Raw genomic sequence first — 12,935 nt, 5'->3', positions numbered from 1 at the left:
GTGGTCTTTAAAAGAAGACAAACCATAGCTGTTGAGATACCGCTCTTTTGAGAGGGTCTGTACAGCTGTGGTTTTTTTACGTGCTTTTTCGTTTCAGGAGGAGAGATAAATGATTCAAGAGAATGTCATTATTGAGAAAAATATTGTCTATGGAAAAACTGAAAAGGAGTATCTAACTGCTGATACGTATAGGATGACAACTGATTCAGGAAATTTACCAGTACTTGTTTTAATTCACGGTGGTGCATTTCAAACGGGATCTAAGGAAATGTATACAGAATGGGGAGAGTTATTGGCGCGAGAAAACTATTTTGTGATGGCTATTAATTATCGTTTGGCTACACCTCGTTATGCTAGTTATCCCACAGTACTAGAGGATATAGAAGAAGCAATGAACTGGCTGGTATTACATTCAAATCGATTAAATATAGATGTTAGTCGCATTAGCATCATTGGTGATTCAGCTGGAGCGTATTTAGCGGCACTATTTTCTCTTAAAAATCGGCCATTTAGTTATAGAATATGTGCAGTTGTAGGAGTATACGGGCCGTATGATTTAGTTTTGGAATGCAAGAGTTTAAACGCGGAACGAAAGATCCAAATGTTCGAACGATTACTGGGCGTAACGTTTCGAGGTAATGAAAGGGCTTTCAAGGAGGCTTCTCCTGTTTCTTATATCGATGAAGCAATTGCGACACCGACATTTGACACAAGCTTTTATTTGGTAACGGGGAAAGAAGATAAGATTGTTAACGCTTTCCAGTCTAAAAATTTTTTTGAGAAGTTAAGAGAAGCAAATATTGATGTAGAGTTAACGGAAATTGAAGATATAGGTCATTTTTGGTTCAACTATTTACCTGGAATTATAGGTGGAGGAGTGGAAGATTACCCGAACAATATAATTTACCCTAAAATTATTTCTTTTTTAAATAAAATAAATAGGCAGACGTGTAATGGGAACTTCTCAAGACGACAAATTATTTCAATAGCTAAAACAGAAAATCTTCAAATTAAAGATGTTCATTAGAAAAAGGAGGAAGAATAGTATGAGAAAATTTAGTTTAAATAAATTAGTGGTTTTCGTTATGTTATGTACGGTCGCATTGTTAACAGCTTGTTCTTCAGATGGAAACGGAGAGTCGGGGAAAAAAGATGAGGACGATAAAATATCCATTGATATGTCATTATTTTATACAGAAAATGATGCATTCAGTCAGTCATTTATAAAGTGGGCTGAACTTGTAGAGGAAGAAACAGAAGGAAGAGTAGTTTTCAACCCGCACTACTCAGCTTCTTTAGTATCTTTATTTGACACAATGGATGCTGTGAGAAATGGCTCTGTAGATGCAGGAGTATTATCAGCAGGAGCAATTTCAGGTGAAATACCTGCAATGGGTTTATTGGAGGTACTTGGAACGTTCCAAAAAGAAGAACAATTCAAATCACAATACGAAGAAGTAACATTATTACTAAGTGATATTTTAGCACAAGAAAATCTTAAATTGTTATTTTGGTCTCCAGGTTCAACAGATGTTTTGGCACTACACAATAAAAAAATGCTTAAAGAAGTAGATCAGTTTAAAGACTTGAAGATGAGAACTGCTGGACGCTGGCAAAGTGAGCAAATTCAAAGACTTGGTGCATCTCCAGTTAGTATGGATCCAAGTGAGTTATACTTAGCCCTGCAAAATGGAACTGTAGATTCAACTATACAAGCAGTCAGCTTAGCGAATTCACAAAAATTATATGAAGTTACACCAAAAATGGTTTCATTAGGATCGTCTTCTAATGTCATTCCATATGTGGTGAATCAAGATATTTGGGATGAGATCACTCCGGAAGATCAAGAGATTATTGAAAAAGTATCAAAACAAGTAGGCGAAGCAACTTATAGTGATTTAAGTCAAAAAGAACAAGAAGCTATTGAGAACATGGAAAAAGAAGGCGCAGAAATATACAGCCTATCAAGTAATGAACAAGAAGCTTTCCAGAAAATATTCCGAAGTGTGTGGGATGAAATTGCAAAAACTGCTGGAGAGGACGGACAAAAACTCCTTGAAGTATTAAAAAACGATGAATAGGAGTGATTTATATGAACAATATTGATGCTAAAATGGAGCCTAAATTTATTGGCGTTCTAGAGCGTAGTATGAAAAAAATAAATAGTATTTTTATAGCTTTGGCAGCAATAATGATTATATTACTAGTTATTATTATTGTCCAAGAGGTGATACGGCGCTATTTCTTTAATGAACCGACAACTTGGGCGTTAGATATCTCTAGGTTCCTATTAGTCTATGTGTTTTTTTTGTCACTTGCTCCCGCATTACAAAGTGGAGCACATGTCTCTACAGATATGGTTACATCCAAATTGTCTCCAACTATGCAATGGATATGTAAACAAATTGCATACGGTTTAACGATTATTTACGGGATTATTCTGTTTTGGCAAGTACTTATGCCAACTATACAAGTATTTGCCAATAATAGTATTTTTCCAATAGTAATTGAAGTACCAATGAAATATGTTTACGTGATTGCTCCCATTGGAACAGCGCAATTTGTGATAACGTCATTAATTTGTTTAATACTCACTTTTTATCGAGAACGGAATGTTGTTGAAAAGCCTCAACATATCAATTTAGATTAAACACCATTGGTTGAAGTGATTATAGATTGGAGTGAGTAGGTTGGAGTCATTTCTATTGTTTTTAGCTTTTATTGTTGTATTGATGATCTTTTTATCTGTCGGATTGCCAGTTGCTGTTTCTATGGGATTAGTAGGAACTCTTGGCGTGTTAATATTTTTTTCACCTAAAGTATTGAGTCAATTGGCGACTATTACCTTTGCGCAATCCAGTAGCTTTATCTTAGTGGTGGTTCCGTTGTTTATACTAATGTCTGAAATTATTTCTGCTTCTCCAATCGGTTCACAGTTATTTCGTACAACACAATTATGGCTCGGACGTGTACCTGGGGCTTTAGCAATGGGAACAATTTTGACTAGTACTGGTTTCTCAGCAGTTTGTGGTTCGAGTCCAGTGACAGCAGCAACTGTAGGTAGAATGGCAGTACCAGAGATGATTAAAAATGATTATGATCCGAAACTTGCATATGGTTCGACAGCAGCTGGAGGTACACTAGGGATTTTAATTCCACCCAGCGTTGCTTTAATTATGTACGGAGTGATCACGGAGACATCAATAGGAGATTTATTTATTGCAGGATTTTTACCAGGCTTGATGATTGCGGGACTATTATGTTTGACAATTCTCGTAATGATTCTACGTAATCCAAGTTTGGCTCCTGTTCAAAAGACGAAAAGTAGTTGGAAAGATCGTTTCGTCTCATTGCGATCTGTCTTACCTATTCTAGTTTTAGTGATTTTGGTCATGGGCTCTATTTACACAGGCGTGACTACACCAACCGAGTCCGCGGCAGTAGGAGCGGCAGTAGCATTTGTAATTGTTGCGGTAATGGGGTACTTTTCGAGAAAGAATTTTAAGCAAATATTCATAAATACTGTCCATACAACGGGAATGTTTCTTTTCCTAATTATAGGTGGGATGTTTAGTTCTTTTATTTTAAATCGTTTGGGTATACCACAAGGAATGGCTGAAATGTTATTAGGATTTGATTTAGAACCATGGATGATCCTTGTATTAATCAATATACTATTAGTCATTTTAGGAATGTTTTTAGATCCAATGAGTATTTTAGTAATTATTATACCAATCTTCTTCCCTACGGTGATGGCACTAGGTTACCATCCAGTCTGGTTTGGAATTATGGTAACAATTAATGTGGAAATTGCAGCAATAACTCCACCAGTAGGTTTTAATATATTCGTATTAAAGTCAGTGTTACCAGATGCTAAATTGTCAGATATTATCAAGGGATCTCTTATATTTGTGATTCCGTTAGTGATAGGTTTAATACTCATTATATTGTTCCCAGAAATCGTTCTTTATTTACCAAACAAAATGTAATTTATTTTGCAAAAACATTTACTGGGAATTAAAAATATTCTATTAAAAAGATTCCAACTATTTCATATTGTGAAATATCAATATAGAATCATGTATGCGTTTTCATTTATAGTAAGAGTACAGCTAGTAGAGTAAAAGATGGTGTGAGTTTATTGTAATTCTGAAATCAGATGACACATAAATACCGACATCATCTAGCAAGAAAATACTACAAACTAAAATAATGGAGGGTTTCAAATGACAACTTCAACAATCAAAACTTTAAAGGCGTTTAACCTATTACAGTGGATCGAGGACAATAAAAACGAGTTAAAACCACCAGTCAATAACAAAGTTTTATGGGAAGACTCAGAATTTATTTGTATGATTTTAGGCGGGCCAAATAGACGACGTGATTTTCATGTGGACCCTTCTGAAGAGTTTTTCTATCAAATTAAAGGTAGCTGCTTTGTAGAAGTAATCAACTTTGAAGGAAAGCGTGAAGTGGTAGAAGTGAAAGAAGGAGAAGTATTCATGCTTCCAGCTATGATGCCGCACTCCCCGCATCGTATTGCTGATACGTACGGACTTGTAATCGAGCGTAAACGGGATCAAGGTGAACTAGAAGATTTTGTTTGGTTCTGTGAAAACTGTGACCAACAAATGCACAAAAAAACAGTTCAATTGACGAATATCGAGACGCAAGTCAAAGGTGCAATTGAAGAGTTCAATAGCAGTGAAGAACTTCGTACATGTAATAACTGCGGTCACGTAATGCCTGAAGAAGTAGGGTTGTGGAAATGAGAGTAGACTTCCATACACATATCATTCCTGAAAATATCCCTGACTTTGTGGAGAAGTTCGGTGGCGGACGCTGGCCGACTTTAGAAAAAACGTGTTCATGCGGAGCAAATATCATGGTTGAAGGCAAAGTGTTTCGTGAGGTAACAGATCAAGTGTGGAGCCCTGAAAAACGCATTGAAGATATGGATGCGGAAGGTGTAGATATTCAAGTGCTGTCTCCCATTCCAGTGACATTTTCTTACTGGGCTGACGGAGAGCAAGCGGAAGAAATGTCTAAAATCCAAAATGACTTTATCGCGGATACTGTAAAACAGTATCCCGATCGTTTTATTGGATTAGGGACCGTCCCATTGCAAGACGTTGAAGTCTCTATTCGTGAAATGGAAAGATGCGTCAAGGAACTGGGCTTAAAAGGAATTGAAATTGGAACGAATATTAATGGTAAGAACTTGGATGATCCCGATTTTACAAAGTTCTTTGAAATGGCCGAAAAATGGGAAGTTCCTTTGTTCGTTCATCCATGGGAAACACTTGGCAAGGAAAGAATGCCGCGTCATAACTTTATGTATACAGTCGGAATGCCAAGTGAAACAGCTTTAGCAGCAGCAAGCCTGATCAACGGCGGTGTAATGGAAAAGTTTCCGAAGCTTAAAGTATGCTTTGCGCATGGTGGAGGCTCCTTCCCTTATATCTTGCCACGATTGGATCAAGGCTGGAAGGTTTGGCCGCATTTGAGACAAACGACAGAACCACCTAGCTATTACGCTAAGAATTTCTACTTTGATTCATTGAATTATGATCCATTGAATCTTAATTATATGATTGATCGTTTCGGTCATGAAAAAATTGTAATGGGTTCTGACTATCCATTCTTATTGCGTGAAATCCCGCCAGGAAAAGTAGTTGATGACACAGTGAATTTAACTGATGATCAAAGACAGGCGATTCTTGGTGGAAACGCACTGGAATTCTTAAACATATCAGTAAAGGAAGAGATGAAAAAATGACACCTGAGGAAAGATTGAAAGAATTAGGGTTGGAGTTACCCCCTCTACGCCCTTCACTTGGAGATTATGTTCGGTGTGTCCGCACAGGTAATCTATTGTTCACAGCGGGACAGGGTGTAGATCAGTATCATGGCAAATTAGGAAGAGATTTGACTGTGGAAGAAGGATACTTGGCAGCTCAGCAATCGATGCTGAACTTGATCAGTGTAGTAAAAGAAGAAATCGGTGAGCTGAGCAAAGTGAAGCAATTCGTGAAGGTTCTGGGTATGGTCAACAGCACAGAAGATTTCACAGATCAGCCGAAAGTAATGAATGGTGCTTCCGATTTAATCGGGAAAGTGTTTGGTGAAAAAGGTAAGCATGGAAGATCGGCAGTTGGAATGTCTCAACTCCCTAACAATACAGCAATTGAAATTGAGATGATCATCGAGATCGAGGATTAGGAGGAATATCGTGGCTAAAGAATTAGTAGCGGACAATACGACCGTCCAAGATGCAAAACTATTTATTGATGGAAAATACGTAGATGCAATTGCAGGGGAAACCTTTGATACGATAAATCCTGCAACTAACCAGAAGCTTGCTACAGTAGCTAAAGGTGGAGAGGAAGACGCCAACCGTGCGATCGAGGCTGCACACAAAGCCTTCACAAGTGGAGTATGGAGCAATATGCCGGTCGAGAAACGTTCGGAAATATTGTGCCGTATGGCTGATTTAATTCTAGAAAAAGTTGATGAACTTGCGTATGTAGAAACGTTAGATGTTGGAAAACCAATTCGTGAAAGCCGCGAGTTCGATATTCCACGTGCTGCATCAAACTTCCGTTTCTTTGCTGAGATGGCGAAGTATATGGTGCATGAACATTATGATATGGCCAACCACATGTCTTATGTCCAATATGCTCCAGCAGGTGTCACCAGCTTAATCATTCCTTGGAATCTTCCGTTCATGCAAATGACTTGGAAGGCTTCAGCAGCATTAGCGGCAGGAAATACTGTGGTAATTAAACCAGCTTCCGATACCCCTTTAAGTGCTGTTTTGCTTGGAGAAATTGCAAATGAAGCTGGCTTACCTCCAGGCGTTTTGAACATCATCACAGGTCCTGGAAGTACAGTTGGAACTGTGATGGCAAAGCATCCATATGTTCAGCGGATTTCGTTTGTAGGTGAATCCGAGACCGGAAAGACGGTCATGCGAAATGCGGCGGAAAATCTGACACCAGTTTCATTGGAACTAGGTGGGAAGTCGGCAAATATCGTATTTGAAGATGCGGATCTGGATGAAGCAGTTGAAGGATCCATCGAAGCGATATTCCGCAATCAAGGCGAAATTTGTCTTGCAGGTTCAAGAATTCTTGTACAGGAAGGGATTTACGAGAAATTCCTTGAAAAATTTGTTGCGGCAGTGAAAAACATTAAAGTCGGTGACCCTACGGATGAATCGACAGACATGGGCGCACTTGTATCCAAAAGCCATCTGAAAGAAGTGGCAGACTATGTGCAAATCGGACTCGATGAAGGGGCGAAACTTGCCTATGGCGGTAAAATGGTAGACAGCTTACCGGAAGGGAATTTCTATGAACCGACCGTTTTATATGATGTACACAATAAAATGCGAGTGGCACAGGAAGAGATTTTCGGACCGGTGCCTGTAATCATTCCTTTCAAAACAGAAGAAGAAGCAATCGATATTGCGAATGATTCGATCTATGGATTGGCTGGGGTGGTCTGGACAAATGATCTGCGACGCGGTCAGCGTGTAACCTCTCAAGTACACTCTGGTTTATTATGGGTAAACTGTTGGTATGTCCGTGACTTACGCACTCCTTTTGGAGGAGCGAAAGCAAGTGGTATTGGAAGAGAAGGCGGCCGTCATAGCTTTGATTTCTATACAGAAGCGAAGACCATTACGATTAAAAAATAAAACGAACAGCGAAAGGTGGCATTGCGCCCGCCTTTTGTTGTTTTCACGCAGGAGGATGGAGTACCGTGTCTACTAAAATTGAAAATTATGCATCAGAACTATTGGAAGCAGAGAAAACGTGCAAAGGAATTGCACCTTTGACTGATAGAGATAGTTCATTAACAGTGGAAGATGCTTATTATATACAGTTGGAAATGGTGAAACGAAAATTGGCTGAAGGAAGAACGGTTATTGGAAAAAAAGTAGGTCTCACAAGCGTAGCTATGCAAAAGATGCTAAATGTAGATGAGCCGGATTATGGACATTTATATGATGATATGGAACTGAAAAATGAAGCTTCCATTAAAGTAGATACGATGGTGTCACCGAAAGTAGAAGCAGAAATTGGTTTTGTATTATCTGAAGACTTAGTAGGTCCAAATGTAACGTTTCTAGATGTCATGATGGCTACGAAATATGTCGTACCTACTATTGAAGTCATTGATAGTCGTGTATCAGATTGGAACATCAAACTGATTGATACGGTTGCAGATAACGGATCGAGTGCAAAAGTGGTAGTTGGCGATAAGCAGTCTACGCTCGAAACGCTAGATTTGCGTACAAATAGTATGGTGCTTTATAAAAATGAAGAGTTGATCGCGACAGGCGCAGGGGCAGCTGCACTTGGTCATCCAGCACATGCTGTTGCTTGGCTTGCGAATAAACTGCATGAATTTGGCATCACATTGAAAAAAGATGAATTGATCTTGCCGGGTGCATTGTCCGGAGCAGTTGTTGTGGAAGCAGGAGATACGATTACGGCAGATTTTGGCCCTGTCGGCTCAGTAACCGTGCATTTTGAATGATAGTCAAATCATAAAGAAGGGAGCATGACGATGGAGAAAATAAAAGCAGCCATCATTGGTTCTGGAAACATTGGAACCGATCTAATGTATAAACTTGAACGTAGCGACGTCATAGAGTTAACCGCTGTTATTGGAATTGAACCGGAATCTGACGGACTGAAGCGAGCGAAAGAGAGAGGGTATCAAGCTTTCTCTACTGGTATTCAAGCTATTATCGATCATCCTGAACTAGCGGATATCGTATTTGATGCAACTTCTGCAAAAGCGCATATTCACCATGCGGAAGTACTGAAGAAATTAGGGAAACTGGCAATTGATTTGACGCCAGCAGCTATCGGGCCATTTTTCTCCCCGGCTGTAAGCTCTGATGAAAATTCTCGCGAGCTAGATAATGTCAATATGATCACGTGTGGCGGACAGGCGACGATTCCGATTGTAAATGCTATCAATAAAGTGGCAGACGTTACATATGGAGAAATCGTAGCAACAATTTCGAGTTTGAGTGCAGGTCCAGGTACTCGTGCAAATATCGATGAATTTACGATTACGACCCGCAGAGGAATCGAAGAAGTGGGTGGGGCGGATAAAGGTAAAGCACTGATCATTTTAAATCCAGCCGATCCCCCAATCTTAATGCGTGATACGATTTATTGTGAAGTAAAGAATATGAATGAAAAAGCAATTCAGGAATCCATTGAAAACATGGTGGAAAAGGTGAAGGAATATGTACCTGGTTATCGCTTAAAGCAAGCGCCGCTTTTTGAAGGCAATGTGGTCACAGTCTTTGTGGAAGTCGAAGGGGCTGGCGATTATTTCCCAGAGTACGCAGGAAATCTTGATATTATGACAGCGGCAGCAACGCGTGTAGCGGAAGATTTTGCACGGTCGATGTTGGCGAAAAAATCTCTCATCTAATGAGTGGAAAGGAGTAACGTACATGACAAAGAAGCCAATTAAAATTACAGAAGTATGTTTACGTGATGGAAGCCATACCGTAGCGCATCAATTCACTGTTGAACAAGTACGAAATGTGACTCGTGCGTTAGATGATGCAGGTATGCATTATATAGAAGTAAGTCATGGAGACGGACTGGGCGGTTCCACTGTGCAGTATGGAAAGTCATTGGTCAATGAAATGGAATTGATTGAAGCAGCCGTCGATGAATGTACAAATTCAAAGGTAGCAGTTTTGTTGATACCAGGTATCGGTACGATGAGTGAACTAAAACAAGCGCATAAATTAGGAGCGAGTCTTGTCCGAGTAGCAACTCACTCAACAGAGGCAGATGTTTCCGCTCAGCATATTAGTCAGGCACGCGAACTTGGAATGGAAGCGCTAGGATTTTTAATGATGGCGCATTCTGTACCTGTAGATAAATTAGTAGAACAAGCTAAATTGATGGAGAGTTACGGAGCCCAAGCCGTATATGTAACCGATTCAGCCGGTGCACTGTTACCACATCAAGTAAGTGAGCGAATCAAGGCGCTACGCAGTTCATTGGATATCGAAGTAGGATTCCATGCGCACAATAATTTATCATTGGCCGTTGCGAATACACTTGCTGCAATTGAAGAAGGTGCTACTCGTATAGATGGAGCGGTGCGCTGTTTAGGAGCTGGAGCGGGCAATACACAAACGGAAGTGTTGCTGGCAGTTATGGATCGTATGGGTATGAATGTAGGAATTGACCTATATAAAATGATGGATTTGGCCGAAGACATTGTAGGGCCGTTGATTCCAGGAACTCAAGAAATTAAAAAAGGCAGTCTCGCACTTGGCTATGCTGGCGTATATTCGAGCTTCCTATTACATTCAGAACGAGCGGCAGCTAGATTCGGTCTGGATCCGCGCGATATCTTAATGGAACTAGGGAAAATGAAAGTGGTAGGCGGACAGGAAGATATGATTCTGGATGTGGCCGCTGAATTGGCAAAGAAGGAGAAAGTGAGGGTATAAACATGACAGTACTTACAGATCGTGAAAAAGAAATTGTGGACTATTTATATACAGCAGAGCGTGATGCACGAGAGGTTATTAAAATCACCGACAAGTATCCTGAGCTAACAATTGAAGAAGCGTACGGCTTGCAAGATCGTTTGTTGGAACGTCGATTGATGGAAAATAAAACGAAAAATGTAGGTGTGAAACTTGGTCTGACAAGTAAGGCCAAGCAAGTCATGATGGGAGTTGATGAAGCAATCTATGGTTATTTACACGCAGATATGCTGTCAACAGAATGGGAACCTGTCAATTATTCTGAGTTGATCCATCCAAAAGTGGAACCAGAAATAGCATTTTTATTAGGTGCTGATTTAGAAGGGGAAGACGTGACGGCAGAAGATGTCATTAAAGCTACAAAGTACGTAGCGCCCGCTTTGGAAGTTATCGATAGCCGGTACAAGGATTTTAAATTCACATTAGTCGATGTCGTAGCGGATAACTGTTCTTCTATAAAGTTTGTAGTCGGCAGTAAGTGGATTTCGCCTGAGTCTATTGATTTGGGAAGCATTGGGATGGTGATGTCTAAAAATGGAAAAGTAGAGCAAACAGGTTCTAGTGCTGCTGTGCTAGGACATCCTGCTGAAGCGATCGCTTGGTCAGTGAAAGAGCTAAGCAAACGAGGTAAAAGATTGAAAAAAGGAGATATCGTGTTAAGTGGCGCGATGTCAGAAGCGATTGCATTTACATCTGGAGATTCCATTATTGCGCAATTTGATGGATTGGGCAGTGTTTCTATGTTTTGTAAGTAAACGTCACAAGAGAGAGTGCGCTGATCGTCAGCCCTCTCTTTTTCATTATAGAGGATAAAAGAGATGATTTTCCTAATGAACATGAAATCTGAAGTTAATACATTACAGACAGCTTGGAAAATGCTGATCTGGCTATTGATTGCACAAGTAATGGTGTCATTTGTTGGTAGAAGTTTAGCACCTTTGACAATTTTAATTGGTAAAGATCTATCACTTTCGAATACACAAATAGGTATGCTTCCTGCCGCTCTATTTTTAGGGCAATCATTGGCGGCGATTCCTTCAGGTCTATTAGTCGATCGGTTAGGAACTAAAAAGCAGTTATTCGGCACAATCGCCTTACTAGGAATCAGCTTTGTTCTAATTTCTTTAGCTAACCAATTTTACCTTCTCTTGCTAATAGTTGTGGTTGGTGGTGGAGCATATGCTGCGATGCATCCTGCAACGAATAGAGGAATCCTTTATTGGTTTCCTCAACGTAGTAGAGGGACTGCAATGGGAATTAAGCAAATGGGAATTACAGCAGGTTCCGCATTGGCTGCACTGCTATTATTACCGTTAGCCAAGGAAATTGGTTGGCGTCCAGCATTATTGATTAGCTGTCTTGTGCTGTTAGCGGTGGGTGTGTTGGTATCTTACTACTATCAAGACGCAGCAGATTCTATGATTAATAAGGAAACGTTATTTAATAGAAAGGATTTTCGAGAAGATCTACAAGCGATAGTAAAAAACAGAAAGGTTCTTTTATTGAGTATCAGTGCAATGGGACTGCAAGGTGCACAGCTATGCCTCACAACTTATATTATCTTATATGCTTTTGAAAAATTAGAAATGACGCTAGTTTTGGCCGGACTACTTCTCGTATTAGCGGAAATAGGCGGGTCTATCGGGCGAGTAGCTTGGGGGGCAATCAGCGATAAATTCTTTGCAGGTAACCGAATGATCATTATGTTCATTGTGACGATCCTGACAGGGTTTTGTGCACTAGTATGTGCTGTGTTACTACCTACTACCCCTTTATTAGTTGTGCTGCTTATTGTCTTCCTCTTCGGCTTTTCTATATCGGGCTATAATGGCGTATGGATGACGATTATAGTGGAGTTAGTTCAAAAAGAGAAATCAGGGCTTGCAACGGGTGTCACTATTACGATTAGCTCATGGGGTGTGTTGATCATCCCTCCAATGTTTGGTTACATCGTGGACGCTAGTGGGTCTTTTTCAAACGGTTGGCTATTTCTAGCGGTATTAATGGTAGTCGTTGTTCTCATACTCAAACAAACGACCAAGCAACGTAATATGAAAGGAGGAGATGGAGTTGTCGACTGAAGAAATAGTTAATTTACCAGATCCCGTATTTGTTAATCAATGCAACAAAATGTACAAAGTAAATAATGAGCTACACCGCTCCATAGATCTATTTTTTTATAAGTACGGTATAGAGCAAAGAACAGAACGACGTAGACATCTTCTATCCTTTTTAGAGTATAGTCGACTCAAACAACTAGGAGATAAAGAACTTGTAAAGTTAGGTAGCAGAAGATTGAAAGAAGAAATGGAAGAGTACTTAGAGGATTCCTTTATAGTGTTATATATGAGAGCACGAGCAGTAGGTTCTGAATAGGTGAGGGCGGCCAGGC

Annotated in this window: 14 protein-coding genes; all 14 read left to right on the top strand. The window is 39.9% G+C overall.

What is annotated here, in order from left to right:
- Positions 1 to 109: 109 nt before the first annotated feature.
- The 14 genes from GD002_RS06145 (at position 110) to GD002_RS06080 (ending at position 12,919) form a co-directional block, all read left to right on the top strand.
- A complete protein-coding gene (locus GD002_RS06145) occupies positions 110 to 1,027 on the top strand; it encodes an alpha/beta hydrolase (protein ID WP_228548310.1) in 918 nt (305 codons plus the stop codon).
- 19 nt (positions 1,028 to 1,046) lie between these two features.
- Positions 1,047 to 2,081 carry a TRAP transporter substrate-binding protein gene (locus GD002_RS06140; protein ID WP_194841490.1) on the top strand — a complete coding sequence of 345 codons (1,035 nt, stop codon included), beginning with the start codon at positions 1,047 to 1,049 and terminating at the stop codon, positions 2,079 to 2,081.
- An 11-nt stretch (positions 2,082 to 2,092) separates the two neighbouring features.
- Positions 2,093 to 2,650: a TRAP transporter small permease gene (locus tag GD002_RS06135; protein WP_153731470.1), complete on the top strand. Its 558-nt coding sequence runs from the start codon at positions 2,093 to 2,095 to the stop codon at positions 2,648 to 2,650.
- 40 nt (positions 2,651 to 2,690) lie between these two features.
- Positions 2,691 to 3,989, top strand: coding sequence for a TRAP transporter large permease (locus GD002_RS06130; protein WP_153731469.1), 1,299 nt, complete (start codon positions 2,691 to 2,693; stop codon positions 3,987 to 3,989).
- Between the two features lie 237 nt (positions 3,990 to 4,226).
- Positions 4,227 to 4,772: a 3-hydroxyanthranilate 3,4-dioxygenase gene (locus tag GD002_RS06125; RefSeq protein WP_153731468.1), complete on the top strand. Its 546-nt coding sequence runs from the start codon at positions 4,227 to 4,229 to the stop codon at positions 4,770 to 4,772.
- Entirely contained in the window at positions 4,769 to 5,779 is a 1,011-nt protein-coding gene (locus GD002_RS06120) for an amidohydrolase family protein (protein WP_153731467.1), read from the top strand. Before GD002_RS06125 ends, GD002_RS06120 begins: the two co-directional genes overlap by 4 nt.
- Positions 5,776 to 6,222, top strand: a complete 447-nt coding sequence (locus GD002_RS06115; protein WP_153731466.1) for a RidA family protein — start codon at positions 5,776 to 5,778, stop codon at positions 6,220 to 6,222. Before GD002_RS06120 ends, GD002_RS06115 begins: the two co-directional genes overlap by 4 nt.
- Positions 6,223 to 6,232: 10 nt before the next feature.
- Positions 6,233 to 7,702 (top strand): aldehyde dehydrogenase, encoded by a 1,470-nt coding sequence (locus GD002_RS06110; protein WP_153731465.1) that lies wholly within the window; start codon positions 6,233 to 6,235, stop codon positions 7,700 to 7,702.
- 65 nt (positions 7,703 to 7,767) lie between these two features.
- Positions 7,768 to 8,547 (top strand): 2-keto-4-pentenoate hydratase, encoded by a 780-nt coding sequence (locus tag GD002_RS06105; RefSeq protein ID WP_153731464.1) that lies wholly within the window; start codon positions 7,768 to 7,770, stop codon positions 8,545 to 8,547.
- Between the two features lie 30 nt (positions 8,548 to 8,577).
- Positions 8,578 to 9,462, top strand: a complete 885-nt coding sequence (locus GD002_RS06100; RefSeq protein WP_153731463.1) for an acetaldehyde dehydrogenase (acetylating) — start codon at positions 8,578 to 8,580, stop codon at positions 9,460 to 9,462.
- Positions 9,463 to 9,484: 22 nt separating this feature from the next.
- The gene (dmpG, locus tag GD002_RS06095) at positions 9,485 to 10,504 is read left to right on the top strand and encodes a 4-hydroxy-2-oxovalerate aldolase (protein WP_153731462.1); all 1,020 of its coding nucleotides are present in this window, start codon (positions 9,485 to 9,487) and stop codon (positions 10,502 to 10,504) included.
- Between the two features lie 2 nt (positions 10,505 to 10,506).
- Complete coding sequence (locus tag GD002_RS06090; RefSeq protein ID WP_153731461.1) at positions 10,507 to 11,298, top strand: 2-keto-4-pentenoate hydratase; 792 nt, start codon at positions 10,507 to 10,509, stop codon at positions 11,296 to 11,298.
- 75 nt (positions 11,299 to 11,373) lie between these two features.
- Positions 11,374 to 12,624 (top strand): MFS transporter, encoded by a 1,251-nt coding sequence (locus GD002_RS06085; RefSeq protein ID WP_153731460.1) that lies wholly within the window; start codon positions 11,374 to 11,376, stop codon positions 12,622 to 12,624.
- Entirely contained in the window at positions 12,614 to 12,919 is a 306-nt protein-coding gene (locus GD002_RS06080; RefSeq protein ID WP_153731459.1) for a hypothetical protein, read from the top strand. The genes GD002_RS06085 and GD002_RS06080 overlap by 11 nt, the downstream gene beginning before the upstream one ends.
- Positions 12,920 to 12,935 lie beyond the last annotated feature (16 nt).

It is taken from the genome of Sporosarcina obsidiansis (assembly GCF_009651005.1).
Taxonomy (GTDB): domain Bacteria; phylum Bacillota; class Bacilli; order Bacillales_A; family Planococcaceae; genus Sporosarcina; species Sporosarcina obsidiansis.
Note: the sequence above shows the minus strand (reverse complement) of the source record. Positions and strands in the feature narration are given on the sequence as shown.